The sequence below is a fragment of the Paenibacillus diazotrophicus genome (assembly GCF_042610465.1).
Genome location: NZ_JBGJZN010000001.1, coordinates 1,559,479 through 1,579,591 on the forward strand (window position 1 = coordinate 1,559,479; position 20,113 = coordinate 1,579,591).

The following is a 20,113-nucleotide window of genomic DNA, read 5'->3' on the forward strand; positions in this document are numbered from 1 at the left end:
CCCTCTCCCAAAATTATTCGCTACAGAGAATTTTAAACGCTTTTGGAGCGGCTGTATAGTATACTTATAGGCTCCTCTCTAAAAGCACCCCGACTTGTTTTGCCATTTCGTGCGGTGGATGGGGCATCCCATTCCTGATCCACCATTCAATGACTCCAACGTACGCAGTTCCTGCATACTGCAACATAACATCATCACTCAAATCCGCATTCTTATCGCTTTCCCTGTCAATCTCACCTTGGAATCCTTTCATAAATGAAGCCAAGAGCCGTGTCCGGAAAGAAGAGGGGGTGCCTTTACTTGCTAACATCGTAGAAAAAAACAAATAATTTTTCTCGAAATATTCAAAATAAGGTACAAGCGCATCGACCCAATTCATCTCACATGCCCATTTATCCATCTCACCTAACTCATTAATATGTATTTCTATGAGCTTATCCAATAAATCGAATTTGTCCTGATAATGAAGATATATGGTTCCACGGTTGACATTCGCACGGTCTGCAAGCTCCTGAATGGTAATGTCGTCAAAGTTCTTCTCAGTCATGAGTTCAATGACAGCCTTTTTTAAGGCTTCCTGGGTTTTAATTTTTCTGCGATCCACTTTGCCCGTCAATATTTACACCAAACTTTCTTAGATAATGAATATTATTGATTAATGTGTTGATAAATCAACATAATACGTCTTTTTGATCCTTGAACATAGGATTCTTACCTATATAATAATTGACAGGAGTTGATTAAACAAATTTAGTTTACTATTTCCGGTTGGGAATATCGTAACTGTATGTTGGAGTTTCACTAAGAAGTTAACCGTGTAAGTCTTAAGGTGAACTCATAAGTAGGATTATCTGTTTTCGGATTTGTTCAACTGCCATGTTTATTCAATAAACCAATTCGCAGGAGGTTTTACAATGATTACTGTTAACGCACGTGCTACATTCAGCCAGGAAGGCCCCTTCCGGCTGACCACGATAGAGCGCAGAGAGCTACAGCCACATGATATTCTGATTGAGATTAAGTTCGCAGGGATTTGCCATTCTGACATTCATACAGCACGGGGCGAGTGGGGGCCAGTAGAATATCCTCTTGTTCCAGGGCATGAGATCGCAGGGATTGTTACACAGGTAGGTTCAGAGGTTACAAAATATGCTATTGGCGACCGTGTTGGGGTTGGCTGTATGGTTGATTCCTGCCGGGAATGTGATAACTGCCATAAAGGGGAAGAGCAGTACTGCCTCAATGGAATGACAGGAACCTATGGGGCTGTCGATAGGTATGGGCAATTTACACAAGGAGGTTATTCCACACATATTGTAGTTACTGAAGATTTTGTAGTTCGAATTCCTGACGGTATTGAGCTGGATGCCGCAGCACCATTGTTGTGTGCAGGGATCACGACATACTCGCCACTGCGCCATTGGGGAGCTGGTCCTGGCAAAAAGATAGCTGTTGTAGGACTTGGAGGGCTTGGACACCTGGCCGTAAAAATAGCGCATGCCATGGGGGCAGAAGTAACGGTTCTATCTCAATCATTGAAGAAGAAGGATGATGGTCTGAAGCTTGGGGCGGATTATTATTATGCCACAAGTGACCCGGGAACATTTGCAGAGTTGGCTGGTTCGTTCGACCTGATTGTGAATACCGTGAGTGCGGGTATTGATATTGGTTCCTATCTTTCGTTATTAGCGCTGGATGGTACTCTTGTCAATGTAGGCGCTCCAGCGGAGCCATTGCCAGTTAACGTATTCTCACTTATCGGCCACCGCCGTTCGTTTGCCGGATCTATGATTGGTGGCATTCGGGAAACCCAGGAAATGTTGAATTTTTGTGCGGAACACCATATCGCTCCTGAAATTGAGATTATTTCTGCCGACCAAATTGATGAAGCTTGGGAGCGCGTGTTAGCCTCAGATGTCCGGTATCGATTTGTGATCGACATCAGCACGATGGAGAAAGAATAATCACGGGTATTGAATACTAACAAAGAAAGAATCTGCTACAGAAATAGCAGATTCTTTCTTTGTTAATGATTATATTTGGAAATGTATTAGGATTTACTTACACTCACATCATCGATGATCGCTTTGCGGAGGTATGCCTCGATAGTACCGTTAGTAAGCTTTGACAGTTGAATAAGACTGTTATGGGACATTTTAGCCCATGCCTTGATGTCTTCAAAGAATCCTTGATCAGAGGCCGTTACTTTTAAAATTTGCCCGACCTGTAGCTGGTCGATATTTTTTTTCACTTGAATGATCGGCCCTGGACAGCAGAGTCCACAGGCGTCAATGACTGCATCAGCATTCAAATTGTCCGTAGCAGTCAATTTATCATTTGAAGCCGTATTTTTGTTTTGCGGAACATATTTGCTGATCTGATATGTTTTGTAGCCACCTGTCAAATTCTTCACCTTGAACCCTTTTTGGGTTAAGATCCGGGATGCCGTATAGCCTCTCAAGCCAACCTGGCAATAGACCCATATTTCCTTAGCGGGATCCAGTTCATCCAGGCGATTACGCAGTTCATCGACAGGAAGGTTAATCGAACCTTCGATATGCCCATTCGCATGCTCCAATTCGCTTCGTACGTCCACAAGTATTGTGGAGTCCAAATTCCGGCTGGCTAAATCCCCAGGTACAAATACTTCACTCATTCCGTTAATTACATTCTCTGCCGTGTATCCGGCCATGTTAACCGGATCTTTAGCCGAGGAATATGGAGGAGCATATGAGAGTTCCAGTTCAGTTAAATCCGCAACTGTGCCCTTAAAACGGATCACCGTGGCAATATCATCAATGCGTTTGTCTACTCCGTCAAAGCCTACAGCTTGCGCACCCAAAACTCTGCCATCCATATTAAAAAGAAGTTTTATGGATATTGGAGTGGCTCCAGGATAATAGGAAGCATGGGAGTTAGGATGTACATAGATAACACGATACTGGATACCAAGTCGCTGCAGGGTTTTCTCATTATTGCCGGTAGATGCACCAGTCAAGCCGAAGACTTTAATAATGGATGTACCTTGAGTCCCTTTGTATGTGGTACCTAATCCACTGACATTGTCTGCAGCAATACGACCTTGTTTATTGGCAGGTCCTGCCAAGGGGACGGCTGACTTATGTCCGTTAACGAAATCCACGATTTCTACAGCATCACCTACCGCGTAGATATCTTTAATATTCGTTTCCATTCTCTCGTTAACCAGGATATGCCCTTTAGGTCCGAATTCCAGACCGCTATCTTTCAGGAACGATGTATCCGGCGTAACTCCGATGGCCAGCAGGACAATTTCACTTTGTAGAACCTTACCGCTTGCAAGGTGGACCTGAATCTGCTCGTCAGTCTCCTCAAAGCTCTGCACCATGTCGGAAAAAATTAGATTTACTCCATGATCCACGAGTTCTTTGGATAATACGGCTGACATTTCGGAATCGAAGGGAGCCAATAGTTGAGGGCCTGCCTCAATCAGTGTTACTTCCAGCCCGGCTTCCTTCAGGTTTTCCGCCATTTCCACTCCAATAAATCCACCGCCAATTACTACCGCTGAACGTGTACCTTCTTCACTCACCTTATTTTTGATTTTGTCTGTATCCGGAATGTTTCGTAGTGTGTGAATTTTGGAACTCTCTATTCCAGGCAGAGAAGGGCGGATTGGCTTTGCACCTGGAGATAGAATCAGAGCATCATAGTTCTCCTCATAGGAGCCTAGTTCCTTACTTTGCACAACTACTTTTTTGCCAATCGGGTCAATGGAGATCACTTCACTCTGGATTCGAACATCAATATTGAAGCGTTTATGCATGGCCTCAGGCGTTTGTACCAGTAATTTGGAACGATCTTGTATGGAACCCCCAATATAATAGGGAAGACCGCAGTTAGCAAAAGAAATATAAGGGTCACGCTCAAACATCACTATATGTGCATCTTCATCCAATCTGCGCAGACGGGCTGCCGCTGAGGCGCCTCCTGCAACTCCACCTACGATTAATACTTTTTTATTCATGACTATTCCCCCTTTAATATTTGTAGCAGAAGTTTGATTCTTTCGTCTTTAACGGAATAAATAATCTCAAGGCCGTTTCTTTCAGTCTCCACAATACCTAAAGATCTAAGCTTCTGGAGGTGTTGGGAAACTGTAGATTGTGGAAGCTCCAAACATTCTTGCATATAAGTCACGTTACAACTTCCTTTATCAATGATTCCTTTTACAATACATAATCTAACCGGATGGGCTAGTGCCTTCAATAATTCAGCTGCCTGTGCATAGGTTTCAAATTGTTTGTCCATTGACTGTGAAATCACCTCGATCCACTAAAACGTTATATCGTAATATTAAGATATAGAGATATAAATTGCAATCCCTTCATTGTGTCGAAAATATGACGGGCTGTGTGCATAGGTCGAAGTAGTAGGTTATCTAATCATTTACTTCATTAATGAGCAAAATTATTCGTGTTTCTAGTTTGCATTATCCATATTAATAAAAAATCAGGTGCTTACACACACTATTGACAAACGGGTTCAACACAATTATGATTTATCCATGCCAATACCCATGGGGGTATACGTATTATATGTTTTTAGCATCCAGATAAAATACTTCAAGGAGGTTCTGAAATTGCAAATGATTAAAACAGATCAATCACTGGATTGCAAAGGACTGGCATGTCCGATGCCTATCGTAAAAACTAAGAAAGCGATGGACCAGCTTGAAGCAGGTCAGGTCATCGAGGTTCAAGCTACCGATAAAGGCTCTCTAGCTGATATTAAGGGATGGGCAAAGAATACCGGTCATCAATATTTGGGAACCATTGAAGAGGATAACGTCCTCAAACATTATCTTCGCAAAGCCAGCCAGGATGAGATTAAGGAGCAAAAAAAATATATGCATGTGATCTCTAATGAGGAGCTTGAGAAAAAACTGGCGAGTGATGAGAAGGTGATGGTTCTAGATGTTCGTGAACCAGCTGAATATGCATTTAGTCGAATTCCAAATGCGTTCTCCATTCCTCTTGGTGAACTGGAGAATCGTTGGAATGAACTCAATCGGGAAGATTCTATCTATGTTATTTGCCGGACGGGAGCGCGTAGTGATCTGGCGTGCCAGCTGTTAGCTTCAAAAGACTTCAAAGACGTTCATAATGTTGAACCTGGCATGTCCGGGTGGACAGGATTAACGGAAAATAACTAATACAATAACTATAACTAAAACATTAAATGGAGGAATTAACGTAATGAGTACAAAAGTAGCTATTATCGCAAGTAACGGTGGTTTGTTCGATGCCTATAAAGTGTTCAATATTGCCACAGCTTCTGCCGCAACCGATGCCGAAGTGGCAATCTTCTTCACCTTCGAGGGATTGAATTTGATTCACAAACAGGCTCATCACCAGCTGCCATTACCGGCCGGACGCGAGCATTTTGCCGAAGGATTCAAAAATGCCAACGTTCCATCCATTCCTGAGCTGGTTGAAATGGCACAGGAGATGGGCGTCAAAATCATTGCCTGCCAGATGACTATGGATGTAATGAATTTGCAAAAAGAAGATTTTATCGAAGGAATCGAAGTCGGAGGCGCAGTAACATTCTTGGATTTCGCTAAGGATGCCAATGTCTCTTTAACATTTTAATCAAAGGAGGAACCGATACATGGAAGCTACAAATGCACTGAGTATAATGACAGCCAGGGAACTTACAAGATTGGTTCTGGCCAAGGAAGAGCTGTTCATCCTGGACGTTCGTAATGAAAGTGACTTTAATGACTGGAAAATTGAAGGAGATATGATTGAGGTCATCAATATTCCATATTTCGAACTGCTGGATGGTGTGGATCCTGCACTTGATCAAATTCCAAATGGCAAAAAGGTCCTTGTCGTATGTGCCAAGGAGGGTTCATCCAAATTCGTGGCTGAGCAGATTGTCCAGGCGGGAAGAACTAATGTGTACTATCTGGAAGGCGGAATGAAATCATGGAGTGAGCATCTGGAGCCTGTTAAGATCAGTGATTTGAAGGGTGGGGGATCCCTCTACCAGTTTGTTCGAATCGGTAAAGGCTGCTTGTCTTATATGGTTGTATCAAACGGTGAAGCGGCCGTAGTGGATACACTCCGGATGACAGAAGTCTTCGAGGAATTTGCGAAAAGCCAAGGGGCGACGATCAAGCATACCTTAGACACTCACCTCCATGCCGATCATATCTCAGGCGGCCGGAAATTGGCGGAAAAGACTGGAGGGACCTATTGGTTGCCACCTAAAGATGCTGACGAGGTTACTTTTTCGTATGATAAATTGGAAGAAGGACAGGATATTACTGTTGGAAATACAACAATTCGGATCGAGCCGGTATATTCACCAGGTCACACAATCGGCAGTACCTCACTTATCGTAGACGAACAATTCCTGTTGACCGGTGACATCTTGTTTATTGAATCGATCGGACGTCCTGATTTGGCCGGCAAAGCAGAAGACTGGGTCGGCGACCTTCGTGAGACACTCTATAACCGCTACAGAAGACTATCCCAGGACTTAACCGTTCTTCCGGCTCATTTCGGAAAAGTATCCGAGCTTGGGGATGGAGGGAAAGTTATGTCGAAGTTGTCGGAACTTTATGGTAAAAATCCAGGTCTGAATATTCAAGAAGAAGCAACATTCCGGCGCACTGTAACGGAAAACCTGCCACCTCAACCGAATGCATACCAAGAAATCCGTCAAACGAATATGGGGAAAATGACACCAAGTGAAGAAGAGCAGCAAGAGATGGAAATCGGTCCAAACCGCTGTGCCGTTCACGATAAATAAGAGGAGGATATAAGAAAATGCAAGTAGATCTTGTGGTCGACACGAAAGGATTAGCTTGTCCAATGCCGATCGTAAAAGCAAAAAAAGCCCTGGACGGTCTTACCACTAATCAAATCATGGAAGTGCAATCAACAGACAAAGGTTCTATCAATGACTTTCAGGCATGGGTCAAACAAACCAAACATGAGCTTATTAAATATGAAGAAGAAAATGGCATCTATAAATTCTTTGTAAAGAAGATTTAAGAAATAAGCGGACACGCATGAGCGTGTTCGCTTATTTCAAGCCATCATAAACAATTCGTACACCAAGAGAGCTATAGCTCTCCTCTTTATAATGACCTTTGGGGCATGACTTGATACTGCAGGCAGCATTACTGTCGGCATGCAATCTATCGTTGCATACTGGGCAGTTATCTTTAAAAAGAGATTTCAACACACTAAACATGCTTAATCACTCATTTCACATTAATTTACTTGGTATTATTATACCCGCATATTTCTGATCCGTATACATTTTTGTTGTTTTTTTTATCATCATCTAAAGGAAGGGGAAAGCCGATGGATATACTGCTTTTTATCGTAATGGCATTGCTTGGTCTGGTCGGTTCTTTCTTTTCCGGTTTGCTTGGGATTGGTGGAGCGATTATTAATTATCCGCTGCTTTTATATGTACCCTCTCTGCTTGGGGTAGCACAATTCTCCGCCCATGAAGTGTCGTCGATTAGCATGTTCCAGGTATTTTTCGCTTCGCTTGCAGGAGTCATTGCTTTTCGGCGTAAAAAAAATAATGGGGCTGTTGTTCACAAGGGTCTAGTTGTATATATGGGGAGCAGCATTCTCGTGGGCAGCCTGGCTGGAGGATACATCTCGGGGCTTCTTAATGGAGAAGTTATCAATTTGATTTACGGAATCCTTGCAGTACTAGCGGTTATCCTCATGCTTATCCCGAGAAAAGGAAGCGAAGAACAGTCGGAGCATCTAACATTCAATAAATTCATTGCTATGGGCGCGGCTTTTTTGGTAGGTATCGTCTCAGGAATCGTAGGAGCAGGGGGCGCATTTATTCTAATACCTATTATGCTTACTGTTCTCAAAATACCCACTCGTACAACCATTGCCTCCTCGCTTGCTATTGTCTTTATATCAGCAATAGGCGGGTTAATCGGTAAAATCTCGGCTGGGGGTATTCCTCTGGAGCCTACAATCTATACGGTTATCGGGAGTCTACTCGGAGCACCTCTTGGATCCAGGATTAGCTCCAAAATGAATGTTAATGTGTTACGGTATGGATTAGTCGTCTTAATTGCCCTCACGGCAGTAAAGATCTGGTCAACCATTCTATAATCATTCTCGAAATCCTTCAAGCGAGTTGTTTAAAAAAATTTTTGTGCTATAATACCTATAGGGGTATATGTATACTATGTATATTTGATGAAAGGTGATGATCATAGATGGAATATCATTATCCGGATGAAATGAAAACACGCTTACGCAGAATCGAAGGTCAAATTCGGGGTGTCCTTCGAATGATGGAAGAAGGAAAGGCATGCAAAGAGGTTGTGGCTCAATTATCTGCTGTGCGCAATGCATCTGATAAAGCTATTGCCCAGATTGTCGCGGAGAACCTGCATCAATGTATTGTAGCTGAACAAGCTGAGGGCAACCCAAATACCGAGAAAATGGTCAAGGAAGCCATCGCGCTTCTTGTGAAAAGCCACTAACTGAGAGTTAATGAATTAATACTAAATAGAATAAAGGAGAGATTAGCATGGCATTTAAAATTACAAAAGAAATTTCACCACAGAAGGTAGCCGCACAGCTCAAAAAAGGGGATTCAATGATCATGCTGGATGTTCGCGAACCTGTAGAATGGGCTGAGGGACACATCGCCGGTGCCAAACATATTCCACTTGGCGTGCTTTTGGAACGGCTACATGAACTCGATCCTGCCCAAGAAACCATTGTTATGTGTCGAAGCGGAAACCGTAGCGGCTTGGCATGTGAACTGCTGACTGAAAGAGGTTTTAATGTTATTAACATGACAGGTGGACTTAATAACTGGACGGATGAATGGGTGCGTTGACTAACTTACAAGTGGATTTGCAGTAGCTGGAGCAATAATTATCAGCTGCTGCAGCCCTTAGGAAAGGACAGAGCAAGATGATCATATTATTGTGCTTTTTGACTGGAGCCATCGCTTTAAGGTTCTTGTACCAGATATGGCCCGTTCGTTCCCTTTCCTATATTGATCCTAATAATTGGGTCCAAGAAAAGGAAAGGTTAAATTTGAAAATGCTCGATGTCAGGGATGCTTCAGATTATTTGGAAGAACATATTTCCGGCTCGATAAATATATCTTTAGGACGCCTTCCTTACGTATGGCAACACGATCTGGTTCCTGACGATAGCGTACTGATTTTGTCCAACAATTGGTACCAAAGCAATAAAGCAGCAAGAATACTCCGTAAGCATGGTTTCCGTTGTCTGTTTGTAATCGAAGGTGATGAGTGGCCTGCAAAAATATGTTTTCGTAAAATAACCCAAGAAGGAGGAAGACATTGTGGACACAGGTTCAATCATTAACATTGCAGTAATTGTATTGTTGCTCTGGTTTGTTTATTCCCGTATAAGACCCGCAAAAGGATTAAAGGCGCTGAACGCTGAAGAATTTCAACATGTGATGGAGGGCAGCGAGAAAAGGATGCTCATAGATGTACGGGAGCCGGGAGAGTATAAGACCGGTTATATTAACGGCGCTAAGAACATCCCTTTATCCCAGCTATCTGGCCGCTTAAGGGAAGTACCTAAGGATCAAGCTGTTTTTCTATATTGTCGAAGTGGAATGCGAAGCAAGAATGCGGCAAGAATTCTGCTGAAAAACGGTTATACAGGACTTGTTCATCTGCAAGGAGGCTTGAGCGCCTGGAGTGGTAAATTGAAGCGCTAATAAGGGATTCATCCATTTAAAATAGTATGAATAGAAAATGACATCATACACAATACTATCTGAAAATGGTTATTAAGGTGGGGAAATAGGTTGGATATCGCCTGGATATGGAAATCTGCTTTTCTGGTTGTCGTCGGGATAATACTTTTAAGAATTGCCGGGAGAAAATCAATAGCACAAATGAGTGTAGCTACGACTGTAATTATAATCTCAATCGGTACTACGATAGTTCAACCTATCGCCAATCATGAATTATGGAAGGCTGTTGGTTCAGCTGCAGTGTTTATTGTGTCCTTATTAATTATTGAATATTTACAATTGAAAATAAACTGGCTCGAAAAGGTGCTTAGCGGAAAATCAAAGATCGTGATTGAAAATGGACAAATCAATATTAATACTCTACATTCTGTCCGAATGACAGTTGATCAACTTGAAATCAGGCTCAGAGAGAAAGGGATTTCGAGCTTTAAAGATGTCAAAACCGCCACACTTGAACCAAACGGCCAATTAGGATACGAACTGATGAGGCATGCCAGACCAGTAACTATCGGGGAACTGGAACGTATGCTGGGCTTGAAGTCAGGCGACAAAATAGAAGAGGGGACTCTTTTCAAAGAAGTGAGTCAAAACCGCCATGAGAGTGGGATTGACCCCACCCTGCAGTAGTCATGTCTTTACTTCTCAACTTCTAACAAAACAGCCAATTTCGCACCTTTGCTTTTTCTATACATACACTGGAAAAAAGCATAGGAGATGATATTGGTGCTTGATATTCAAAGTCCACCGATTCTTTATGCCCATTATTCTTACATTGGAGATCCATTAGTTTTTGCCTCTGGTGTTGCTGAAGCTTACAAATTTCTGAAGTGAATATGCGCTGATATTTCAGACTTTATATCAAGAAAAAGAACCGCCCCTCATAAATTAGTTGAGGGGCGGTTCTTTTCGGAGCAGGCGAAGAACATGACTTGCCGGCTCTGACGGCGTCCTGGCCGAAAGCTGGGTCTATAAAGCCAGCAGGTTATGCAGCAGCAAAAATTATGGAATTCACCTGCTCTTACTGTTAATATAAAACTTGTGTCAAAAAAAATGAAAAGAAGGTTCTTGCAGTGAATCAACATTCGATCCGCAGACTGCTGGATACTTGGTTTGATTTCAAGTTTCGGCTTCTCGCAGGCGGCATAGCAGTAGGCATACTATCAGGTACGGTGGTTGTAATGTTTCGTTATGTATTGGAGGAAGCGCTCAAGCAGTCTTTGGTCTTTTATCAGTATCAGAGAAATCACTTATGGGTTGTACCCGGATGGCTGGCGATTCTGATTCTGTCCGGATGGTGTACTGGTATGCTTGTAAAGAAACAGCCTGGTATTTCGGGAAGCGGCATCCCTCAGGTGAAAGCCGTGTTGCAGAACCGACTGCAACTCAACTGGTGGAAAGCGGTAACCTCTAAGTTTTTCGGGGGAGCAGTAAGTATTGGAGCCGGATTATCCCTGGGAAGAGAAGGTCCTTCGATTCAAATCGGCGCTCTGGTTGCTGAAGGCTTCAGCCGGATATTCCATAAATCGAAGACGGAGACACACATCCTAATCACATGCGGTGCAAGTGCGGGGCTTTCGGCCGCCTTCAATGCGCCAATCGCGGGCGTTATTTTCGCCTTGGAAGAAGTACACATGAATTTTTCTCCACTCATTATGATCTCTGCTTTAACCTCGTCACTGGTCGCCGATTTTATTTCAAAGGAGTTCTTTGGACTAACCCCCGTATTTAACTTTTCCGGGATCGGAACGCTGCCGCTGGCCGATTACTATCATCTGGTCCTGTTGGGATTGCTGGTCGGTGTATCTGGTATTTTCTTTAATAAAGGCTTATATTTTTTTCAGGATCTGTATCAAAAGATAACCTGGATTCCTTCACAGGCCCGTCCGGTCATTCCGTTCGTTCTAGCGGGAATCCTGGGATTGACACTCCCATCGGTCTTGGGCGGAGGCAATGACTTAGTCAATGATTTAGTGTCAGATCCTTATTCTTTAACCTTTTTACTGCTTCTTCTTGCTGTGAAATTCCTATTTACCATGCTCAGTTACGGATCTTCCGCACCCGGAGGGATATTTCTGCCGATGCTTGTCATTGGAGGATTGATTGGCACCCTTTACTGTAAATTTGCAAATGGTTTACTGGGAGGAGTTCATCTTGATGAAGCTTATTTTCTTATAGCCGCCATGGCCGGATTTCTGACTGCAAGCCTGAAGGCTCCCATTACTGGCATCATCCTGATTACTGAGATGACAGGTTCCTTTACGAACCTGCTGCCTATAGGCATCGTATGCCTGGCAGCTTACATGACTGCTGAGTTTTTTCATTCCTTGCCAGTCTATGAAGTACTACTTGAAAGATTTCTGCACGGGAAAAGCGCTTTTGACAAGACGGATTCGAGTAAAGTCATTCTCGAGATTCCGGTCCATCAAGGATCTCTATTAGATGGAATAGGCATTGGAGAATTCCAATGGCCTGCACATTGTCTGATCGTATCCGTTAAAAGGGGAGCTGAAGAAATTATACCTACCGGGAGTGTGGTTATACGTGCGGGAGACTCGCTTATAATTTTGACAAATGACAGCCAGTCAACGCTAGTTTTGGAGGCGGTAAGAAAAGTCGCACATATCAGTTCATTTGCTTAGCTTTAGTAATGTAGGAAAGAGCAGCCATAAAAAGGCTGCTCTTTTTTTGCTTTATTGATCTTTTTCCAGTTGATTAATCAGCTCTTTCATCTCGGCGATTTCTCTCTTCTGGGACTCAATAATCCCATCCGCGATTTTCCTTACCCGGGGGTCGGAGATATTCGCTCGTTCACTTGTCAGAATGGCAATGGAATGGTGAGGAATCATGGCTTTCATCCACGCCACGTCACCTACTGTAGTCTGGCTTCGAACGAGCCACAGCGAAAGTCCAAAGACAACGATATTTATGGTAAGAATTAGGGCATTCACGATCCGCTTCGTATACATTTTCCACATAAAGAGAAGCATGACTATGGCCATGGCGGAGCCCATGATCAATGCCATATATAGCCGGGTTTGGCTAAAATATATATGATCGATTTGAAATACATTCAAATACATTAGCCAGTACATGAGAAGTGTGGATATTATAATCATCATTCCGAATCGCACATACATTTTCATGGATATCGCTCCTTTATGGGGTTATCTTATAAACTCTTGCTTCGTAAGGTTCAAGCATAAATGAAGGCTCCAGACGAACATTCTTAGTTTCATAGTTGGAGATAAGAAGCTCTGCATCGGTCTTGCCTAGTTCATAGGGCCAAGTAAACTCAGCTTGCTCGTCGGAGAAATTCAGGAGAATGAGCATTTGTTCCTCATCCAGAGTTCGCGTGTAAGCATAGATGTCCGGATCTATCGGCTGAAGAAGCTGATATTCGCCGTAGAGCAGCACCTTGCTCTTTTTACGCAACTCGATCATTTTTTTGTAATAGTGGAAGATAGAATCCTTGTTCTTTCTATCACGGTCCACGTTAATGTCTGGATAATTGGTGTTCAACCTGATCCAAGGCACCCCAGTGGTAAATCCCGCATTTTCGGATTCGTCCCACTGTAAGGGCGTTCTGGCATTGTCCCGGCTCTTATTCCAGATGGCTTTCATAATCTCGTTGTCGGAGAGACCCTTCATTTTGGCCTGCTCGTAATAGTTGAGTGTCTCGACATCCCTATAATCCCCGATGGAAGGAAAGTGAGCATTGGTCATGCCGATTTCCTCACCTTGAAAAATGTAGGGTGTTCCTTCCAGCGTAAGCATGAAAGTAGCAAGCATTTTAGCAGATTCTATGCGGTATTTCGCATCATTACCGAACCGCGAGACCGGTCTGGGCTGGTCATGGTTGCCTAAATAATTAGCGTTCCAGCCTTTTCCGTGAAGTGTGGTCTGCCAGCGGCTCATGATCTTTTTTAATTCAGGTACTGTCCAAGAACGTGACTGCCATTTGCCGGTACCCGGCGCTGCTGCATCCAAGGACATGTGTTCGAATTGAAACACCATATTTAACTCGTGCCGTCCATCCCCGACGTATTCCAACGCTTGTTCGGGACCGAGTCCAGATGTTTCTCCGACGGTCATAATGTTATAATCCATAAGCACTTCCTCGTTAAGTCTCTTGAGCATTACATGGACTTTCTCAAGGTTAGAGAAGAGCTGATAAGCTTGTACCACTGTTAAATGCTGGGGATTCTCCGCGTCGGGTAATCCTCTGGTTTTGACAATATGGGCGATGGCGTCAAACCGGAATCCGTCTACACCTTTCTCAAGCCACCACCGGATCATCTGGTAGAGCGACTCTACCATTTCGGAATTCCGCCAATTCAAGTCAGGCTGATGCTTGGAATAGAGATGCATATAGTATTCTTCTGTCGTCTGGTCATACTCCCACACTGAACCGCTGAAATACGATTCCCAGTTGTTAGGGAACAGGCCGTTTTTGCCTTCCCGCCAAAAATAGTAATCCCGTTTCGGATTATCCTTGGAGCTTCGTGATTCTTTGAACCAGGGATGCTGATCGGATGTATGGTTGAGGACCATATCCATCATGATTTTAAGCCCTCTCGCATGTGATTCTCTAAGCAGTTCGTCAAAATCGGCCATCGTCCCGAAATCCGGGTTGATTGCATAAAAATCGCTGATATCATATCCGTTATCTGCTCCCGGGGATTCGTAGATAGGGCAGAGCCATAAGACATCCACACCGAGTTCTTTCAGGTAATCCAGCTTGGAGATGATGCCCCGAAGGTCACCTTTGCCGTCTCCGTTCGAATCCATAAAACTTGCCGGATAGATTTCGTAGACAACACATTCTTTCCACCATTTCCCCGTCAATCCTGTATCGGTCATGTTATCTCTCCTTAATGAACCAGCATGTCGATCATTATCCATTGCCTCCCTGAAAAGAAGGGTATTGTGTCATACCTCCGTCTGCAACAAGAGTAATCCCTGTAACATAGCTGGATTCATCGGACGCCAGCCATGCCGCTACGGCCGCTATCTCTTCCGGCTTGCCGATATAACCGAGCGGTACCAGCTTTTCAACCGCCGCCCTGGATGCCGGATCTGCAAATTTGACCGCATTAATCGGCGTTTCAATCGCTCCTGGTGCAATATTATTGATTCTGATTCCTCTAGGCGCGAACTCCAAGGCCAGCGTTTCCGTCATTAGCTTAATCCCGCCTTTGCTGGTCGCATAGTGAACAAAATGGGGCCATGGAATTTGCTCATGAACACTGGAGATATTGATGATTCGTCCTTTAATGTCATGATCCAGCATGTACCGGATGGATTCCCTGCAGCCCAAAAAAGCACCCGTCAGGTTCACATCAAGCACTCTTCTCCAATTGTCCAGCGTCATGTCCTCCGAAGGAACTTCGTTTTCTATTCCTGCATTATTGATCATCACATCAACCGCCCCGAAGGACTCGTGAGCCAGACGAATGAGCTCTTGTATATCCGCTTCCTTGGAAACATCGCCTTTCAGACTGACGGCACGGCCACCGTGTTCTGTAATTTCCTGAATGATTGGGTCCACATGTTCCTCATTACTGTAGTAGTTAATGACAACATTGGCTTTCTCCCGCCCAAACCTTTGGGCCATCTCCCGTCCCAGACCGGTGGATGCTCCGGTAATGACGACAGTACGGCCTTTCAATTCCTTGTACATGTTAGCCTCCTTGCCGAGCTTCGGATTTTGTTGATTTGTTGATAAGGGTAACACCTGTATAATAAATAGTAAGCTTGCCAACTAATTTTTAAACATTATAATTAAAAGGAAACAAGATATATGCCTGCTTATACATAAGGCTGGGCATCCATTTTATTAGTGAGGAGCTGTCGGCGATGTCAAAACATCCCTCAGAAAAATTAGCGGTTATTTTTTACCGGTTGAATCGAAACTATCAATATCTTATGGCGCTTCGTCTAAAACCATACAACATCACGCCAGAGCAGTGGAATGTGCTGAAACATCTTCAAGAGCAGGATGGCCTGACCCAAAAGGACCTAACCTACATGGCGGATAAAGATAAAACGACGGTTACCCGGATGATCGAAAGTCTGGTGGAGAGGGGGACGGTTACCAAAGAGGTGAATTCGGAAGACCGCCGTTCTTATCGGATTTTTCTTACTGAAGAGGGAAAAGAGCTTATTCGTCAAGTTCAGCCGATTCCAGATCGTGTGAACTGGGAGGTATGCAGCGGATTATCTGATGAGCAGATTCTTCAGTTAAAGGAGACGTTGGACGTTTTGCAGGAACAGATACTAACTGAAATTGAGCACTACAGCCTTCAAAGGGGAAATATTACACATGCATTTAACTAATCGAAAAGGGTATCATTGGCTGGTTGTCTTCACGGTATGTATAGGTGCCTTTATGGCAGCCCTTGATGCAAGCATAATCAATCTGGCATTACCAACACTTGTACGGCAATTTGATATTAGCATGTCTGATGCCGAATGGATTAGTCTGGTTTACTTACTAACGCTTGCATCGCTGGTTATCCCATTTGGAAGATTGGCGGATATGTATGGCCGCCGCTGGATGTATGCCGCTGGCTTTGGGGTATTTCTATTCAGTTCTTTATTGTGCGGTTTATCGTCTAGTTTGATAATGCTGCTACTATCCAGAGTGTTACAAGCAATTGGAGCAGCTATGTTACAAGCTAACAGTGTCTCCATTATTACTGCTTCCACCCCACAGAAGCATCGTGGGAAGGCTATTGGTATTCAGGCGAGTGCACAGGGGATTGGACTTAGCCTGGGTCCGGTAATCGGTGGAGCCTTTCTTTCGATAGGGGACTGGCGCTGGTTATTCTTTATTAATATTCCAATAGGTATCATAGGAACAATCATGGCTGTATTTTTACTTCCGAAAGATATACTGGGCAAGAACCGAGATCCCTTTGATTATTGGGGGAGCTTATTTCTCATTCCTGCCCTAGTCTTGATCGTGTATGTTTTGAATAAGGGAGAGAATACGGGATGGACCTCACCGATTATTACATTATGTTTGTTCGCAGGTTTACTTGCATTAACTTCGTTTATCAGAGAAGAGCGCCGCTCCAATTCTCCTTTACTTGATTTGAATTTGTTTAAGAACAGTATCTTTTTGACTGGTAATGCGGCAAGCTTTCTTTCTTTTACGGCGATGTATGGAGTGTTGCTTCTCAGTCCTTTTTTAATTGAAAGCGAATTTCACACGTCTATTACCATGACTGGATTTTATTTATCATTTGTACCGGTCGGTATGACTGTTTTCACTCCTGTTTCCGGTTATTTATCTGATCGGTTTGGTATTCGCTTTCCGGCAATTATGGGGATGAGTGCAGTTTTTGGAGGATGTATTTTACTGGCTTGTATTCAGAATGAGAATGATATTCCGCTTCTTCTTTCTGGTCTATTATTAGTTGGCATAGGGATGGGGATCTTCACGCCTCCCAATAACAGTCATATTATGGGGAGTGTTCCCAAAGAGCGGCTAGGGGTGGCAGGTGCAACGTTGAATATGAGCAGGACGATTGGCATGGGTATGGGGGTTACTCTTAGTGGCATGCTATATCAAATGTCGCTTAGATTACTGCCGGCTACTGGGAGATCATCCGCTATTGCAGCATATAGAATTTCTTTTGTGCTTATTGGGTTACTAAGTGCTGCAGCACTTTTTATAGCTCTTTTCCAGAAGAAATCAGGGCATAAGTACAGCGAGGAGTTTATAGAGTACTATATTTAGCAAAGCTGATCCTATGATGGGTTATATAAGCTTAACCTCTTTTTTAAATCTTCTAAAAGTTCATTGGGCATTTCCCTAACCTTAACATCAGCACCCAGAAAAAGTAGCCAATTCGTTATTTCAGCCAACTCTCCAGGCTTGTTCACATGAACAAAAGTCTTTATCGTGCCTGTGGTTTGGTAAGGGTTGGTGTAGGATAATGATATTTTTAAAGGATGGTATTTTTTGAACTGGGCAATCGCTTTTGGACCAAGATCAAGGACAAGGTTGATTGCTTCTTCCTGCTTACTTAGCTTTTCAATAATTTTTTTCTTGCTTGTTCTATTTTTCACCGGATAGGGTATGACATGGGTAAGCTGGTCTACCGGAAAAATCCGCTTCTTTTCTTCATTTAAGTCAAAGCCTTCAATCAGCCAAAGGTTCTTTTCACGATATAGGTGCATGAGATATATGGGATAAGACTGGATTACCTTCTCTTCTTCGATGGAAATCAATAAATAGCTATCTACAAGAAGAAGTTGGATCAGTTTTTCCAGCATCGGATGGGGAAGGTCGGACAGGTCAAGCAGATCAGGATTGTTTGGGTTGGTTCCTTCAAAGAGCAAGGTCTGATTCAAAAGAAAAAGGTCTTCCTGCTGGTTTTCTGAGATGAGACCCAGTAATTTTTCCGTTAAGGACTGACGACTCTTAAGGTAGGGGAGCTGCCCATTTCTTGTTGCCATGAAGGCAATAAAAAGAGCTTTGACTTCATTATCAGTAAACCGGACAACGGGAAGAACGGAGTTGCGCATGACAGAATACCCCCCGTCCCTTCCAACTTCAGCGACCAGCGGCATTCCCATGGCTTCTATTTCTCTGATATCTCTAATAGCTGTCGAACGTGAGATGTTAAACTCCTGCATCAGTTCAGTAATGGTAAAGTGGGCGCGATTGTTGATATACCGCATGATGATATTAATCCGTTCAACTTTTTTCATGGGAGCTCCTAAACAGTATCATTTTTTGACATGATTTAAGGCTATCATATAATTATCAAGTGAAGAAGACAAATCATTTGATAAATCCACATAAAAAGGATGGTTAAGACAATGGAGACGTATACCCTTGAAGAAAAAGAAAGCTTTACTGTTATAGGTTTAGGAACTGAACTCAAAAGTGATTACACAGATTATGCTGGCATTAACAAGGAGAAAGCAGACTTTTGGCTGGCCGTCAGTCAAGATGGAAGGCTTGACACTTTAAAAGCGATGGCCACTAACGACTACGTATTTGCCGTAAACGAAGCGGTGAATAGTAAGATGATGCATTATGCTGGCGTTATGACCGATGCAGCGGCACCAGAAGAAGCCAGAGTGATCCAATTTCCTAAGGGAGATTATCTGGTTGTCAAAGGGGAAGGAACGACGGCAGATGAATTGAATAACAAGCTTGCCGGTGTTGCCTTTGGACAAGTTCTGCCGGAAGCAAAAAACTTTGCGTATGTAGGCGGACCTAATACAACAGTAGAGATGGGGCAGCGAAATGGCCTCATTGTTGGTGAACTGTGGATTCCTGTGGTAAGGAAATAATAATCGGAGCATAAGAGGAGGTTTGGAAATGTCACATATCGTTGATTTTACAAATGTGTCTACGTCAGGCTTGGAGTCTTCACCTGTAGCAGAAGCGCTAGCTGGTCTACGTGCGAATGAAGCCCGTTACTTCATGAACAAATATAAACATGAATTTGAGGTTCTGCCTGCCAGTGAAAGCCAGGATACTCTTGATTATGTGAACCGGGTATTAAAAGAAGAACGTGATCTTGTTTTTGCAGCCAAACCTCTAGAAACGTCGCGCTTTCAAGTGGAGAATATCCGGTTTGCCTACGTCTTTTATGAAGATGGTCTGGCGATCAATGTCATGTATACAGTAGATGACCCTAAGAAACGGGCTGTAGGTTTTAAACTCTCTGAGGGGATGGAGATTCCACAGGAGTTAGAAGGGAAGTTTAAGTTTGCCAGACAGAAGTCTAAACTTGCGGGTACCATCCGGGGTTCGTTTTTTGTCATTAAAGGAGAATACGAATAATCCGATCTGACGGCCTGGACAAGTAGAACCGGTGGCTGTGGGTATAATCATCGTTTGGTTTGTGAATTTCTTGCATAAGCATCGGCCTATAATGGAAAACTTCTGGAGTGTGCACTTTGAATTCCAAGGAGGTTAACAAGATGACAACTCAGGACCCGGAAGAGCTTCTTAAGAAAAAACACGAGATGGATGAGCAAAAAAGACAGTTTACCAATTTTGCCAAGGCCGCTTCCGGTCATGTTGAATTAGAAGCAGGTCAAGAATTCAGTAATGACCGAGTGCCTGATGATCAAAACCGTATGAAATCTGTGGAGAACCGACGCGATTGATCTTAAGAAAGTGATAAAAAATATGCCGATCCTTTTCTGGATCGGCTTTTTGCGTATTATTCAGCATTAACCCCTATGACTGTGATAAATCAGTATGGATCAATTATATATTAGTATTAATCATTGGATTGAAGGACACGCTGCTTTATAATTTCATTGTATTATCAAAGATAGATAAATCCAACTC

23 protein-coding genes and 1 pseudogene are annotated in these 20,113 nt (G+C 43.3%); 17 read left to right on the top strand and 7 right to left on the bottom strand.

Features of this window, described 5'->3' with window-relative positions; genetic code table 11:
* Positions 1-64: 64 nt before the first annotated feature.
* A complete protein-coding gene (locus ACAN54_RS07095) occupies positions 65-547 on the bottom strand; it encodes a TetR/AcrR family transcriptional regulator (protein WP_379154131.1) in 483 nt (160 codons plus the stop codon).
* Positions 548-914: 367 nt separating this feature from the next.
* On the opposite strand from ACAN54_RS07095, the gene ACAN54_RS07100 reads away from it, so the two are divergent.
* Complete coding sequence (locus tag ACAN54_RS07100) at positions 915-1,964, top strand: NAD(P)-dependent alcohol dehydrogenase (protein WP_379152372.1); 1,050 nt, start codon at positions 915-917, stop codon at positions 1,962-1,964.
* 119 nt (positions 1,965-2,083) lie between these two features.
* Here ACAN54_RS07100 and ACAN54_RS07105 read toward each other — a convergent pair.
* A pseudogene (locus tag ACAN54_RS07105) lies at positions 2,084-4,006 on the bottom strand (FAD-dependent oxidoreductase); the annotation flags it as partial.
* Positions 4,007-4,008: 2 nt separating this feature from the next.
* Positions 4,009-4,290: an ArsR/SmtB family transcription factor gene (locus ACAN54_RS07110; protein WP_379152375.1), complete on the bottom strand. Its 282-nt coding sequence runs from the start codon at positions 4,288-4,290 to the stop codon at positions 4,009-4,011.
* 337 nt (positions 4,291-4,627) lie between these two features.
* Between ACAN54_RS07110 and ACAN54_RS07115 the strand changes: the two genes are divergently transcribed.
* The 11 genes from ACAN54_RS07115 to ACAN54_RS07165 all read left to right on the top strand — a co-directional run bounded on the left by ACAN54_RS07115 (position 4,628) and on the right by ACAN54_RS07165 (position 12,428).
* Positions 4,628-5,194 (top strand): sulfurtransferase TusA family protein, encoded by a 567-nt coding sequence (locus ACAN54_RS07115; protein WP_379154133.1) that lies wholly within the window; start codon positions 4,628-4,630, stop codon positions 5,192-5,194.
* Positions 5,195-5,237: 43 nt separating this feature from the next.
* Positions 5,238-5,633, top strand: a complete 396-nt coding sequence (locus tag ACAN54_RS07120; protein ID WP_042236621.1) for a DsrE/DsrF/DrsH-like family protein — start codon at positions 5,238-5,240, stop codon at positions 5,631-5,633.
* Between the two features lie 19 nt (positions 5,634-5,652).
* Positions 5,653-6,801 carry an MBL fold metallo-hydrolase gene (locus tag ACAN54_RS07125; RefSeq protein WP_379152378.1) on the top strand — a complete coding sequence of 383 codons (1,149 nt, stop codon included), beginning with the start codon at positions 5,653-5,655 and terminating at the stop codon, positions 6,799-6,801.
* Between the two features lie 17 nt (positions 6,802-6,818).
* Entirely contained in the window at positions 6,819-7,046 is a 228-nt protein-coding gene (locus ACAN54_RS07130) for a sulfurtransferase TusA family protein (protein WP_379152381.1), read from the top strand.
* A 315-nt stretch (positions 7,047-7,361) separates the two neighbouring features.
* Positions 7,362-8,147, top strand: a complete 786-nt coding sequence (locus ACAN54_RS07135) for a sulfite exporter TauE/SafE family protein (protein WP_379152384.1) — start codon at positions 7,362-7,364, stop codon at positions 8,145-8,147.
* A 107-nt stretch (positions 8,148-8,254) separates the two neighbouring features.
* The gene (locus ACAN54_RS07140) at positions 8,255-8,524 is read left to right on the top strand and encodes a metal-sensitive transcriptional regulator (RefSeq protein ID WP_379152386.1); all 270 of its coding nucleotides are present in this window, start codon (positions 8,255-8,257) and stop codon (positions 8,522-8,524) included.
* A gap of 47 nt (positions 8,525-8,571) precedes the next feature.
* A complete protein-coding gene (locus ACAN54_RS07145) occupies positions 8,572-8,886 on the top strand; it encodes a rhodanese-like domain-containing protein (RefSeq protein ID WP_379152390.1) in 315 nt (104 codons plus the stop codon).
* A gap of 77 nt (positions 8,887-8,963) precedes the next feature.
* Positions 8,964-9,386 carry a rhodanese-like domain-containing protein gene (locus ACAN54_RS07150; RefSeq protein WP_379152393.1) on the top strand — a complete coding sequence of 141 codons (423 nt, stop codon included), beginning with the start codon at positions 8,964-8,966 and terminating at the stop codon, positions 9,384-9,386.
* Complete coding sequence (locus ACAN54_RS07155; protein ID WP_379152396.1) at positions 9,364-9,750, top strand: rhodanese-like domain-containing protein; 387 nt, start codon at positions 9,364-9,366, stop codon at positions 9,748-9,750. Before ACAN54_RS07150 ends, ACAN54_RS07155 begins: the two co-directional genes overlap by 23 nt.
* A gap of 90 nt (positions 9,751-9,840) precedes the next feature.
* On the top strand, positions 9,841-10,416 hold the full coding sequence (locus tag ACAN54_RS07160; protein ID WP_379152398.1) for a DUF421 domain-containing protein: 576 nt from the start codon (positions 9,841-9,843) through the stop codon (positions 10,414-10,416).
* Positions 10,417-10,859: 443 nt separating this feature from the next.
* Positions 10,860-12,428: a ClC family H(+)/Cl(-) exchange transporter gene (locus ACAN54_RS07165; protein ID WP_379152401.1), complete on the top strand. Its 1,569-nt coding sequence runs from the start codon at positions 10,860-10,862 to the stop codon at positions 12,426-12,428.
* 51 nt (positions 12,429-12,479) lie between these two features.
* Here ACAN54_RS07165 and ACAN54_RS07170 read toward each other — a convergent pair whose 3' ends face one another.
* Genes ACAN54_RS07170 through ACAN54_RS07180 form a run of 3 tightly spaced genes read right to left on the bottom strand, consistent with a single transcriptional unit; the run spans position 12,480 to position 15,469 of the window.
* Positions 12,480-12,932, bottom strand: coding sequence for a DUF305 domain-containing protein (locus ACAN54_RS07170; protein WP_379152404.1), 453 nt, complete (start codon positions 12,930-12,932; stop codon positions 12,480-12,482).
* Between the two features lie 13 nt (positions 12,933-12,945).
* Entirely contained in the window at positions 12,946-14,649 is a 1,704-nt protein-coding gene (locus tag ACAN54_RS07175) for a glycoside hydrolase family 13 protein (RefSeq protein WP_379152407.1), read from the bottom strand.
* Between the two features lie 34 nt (positions 14,650-14,683).
* Positions 14,684-15,469, bottom strand: coding sequence for a glucose-1-dehydrogenase (locus ACAN54_RS07180; RefSeq protein ID WP_379152410.1), 786 nt, complete (start codon positions 15,467-15,469; stop codon positions 14,684-14,686).
* A gap of 176 nt (positions 15,470-15,645) precedes the next feature.
* On the opposite strand from ACAN54_RS07180, the gene ACAN54_RS07185 reads away from it, so the two are divergent.
* Positions 15,646-16,125 (top strand): MarR family winged helix-turn-helix transcriptional regulator, encoded by a 480-nt coding sequence (locus ACAN54_RS07185; protein WP_379152413.1) that lies wholly within the window; start codon positions 15,646-15,648, stop codon positions 16,123-16,125.
* Positions 16,112-17,533 (top strand): MFS transporter, encoded by a 1,422-nt coding sequence (locus ACAN54_RS07190; protein ID WP_379152416.1) that lies wholly within the window; start codon positions 16,112-16,114, stop codon positions 17,531-17,533. The genes ACAN54_RS07185 and ACAN54_RS07190 overlap by 14 nt, the downstream gene beginning before the upstream one ends.
* 11 nt (positions 17,534-17,544) lie before the next feature.
* Here ACAN54_RS07190 and ACAN54_RS07195 read toward each other — a convergent pair whose 3' ends face one another.
* Complete coding sequence (locus tag ACAN54_RS07195; protein ID WP_379152419.1) at positions 17,545-18,510, bottom strand: helix-turn-helix transcriptional regulator; 966 nt, start codon at positions 18,508-18,510, stop codon at positions 17,545-17,547.
* A gap of 111 nt (positions 18,511-18,621) precedes the next feature.
* On the opposite strand from ACAN54_RS07195, the gene ACAN54_RS07200 reads away from it, so the two are divergent.
* The 3 genes from ACAN54_RS07200 (at position 18,622) to ACAN54_RS07210 (ending at position 19,926) form a co-directional block, all read left to right on the top strand.
* A complete protein-coding gene (locus tag ACAN54_RS07200) occupies positions 18,622-19,101 on the top strand; it encodes a GyrI-like domain-containing protein (protein WP_379152422.1) in 480 nt (159 codons plus the stop codon).
* A gap of 28 nt (positions 19,102-19,129) precedes the next feature.
* The gene (locus ACAN54_RS07205) at positions 19,130-19,597 is read left to right on the top strand and encodes a DUF8821 family protein (protein ID WP_379152425.1); all 468 of its coding nucleotides are present in this window, start codon (positions 19,130-19,132) and stop codon (positions 19,595-19,597) included.
* A 140-nt stretch (positions 19,598-19,737) separates the two neighbouring features.
* Positions 19,738-19,926 (top strand): hypothetical protein, encoded by a 189-nt coding sequence (locus ACAN54_RS07210; RefSeq protein WP_379152429.1) that lies wholly within the window; start codon positions 19,738-19,740, stop codon positions 19,924-19,926.
* Positions 19,927-20,113: the final 187 nt, after the last annotated feature.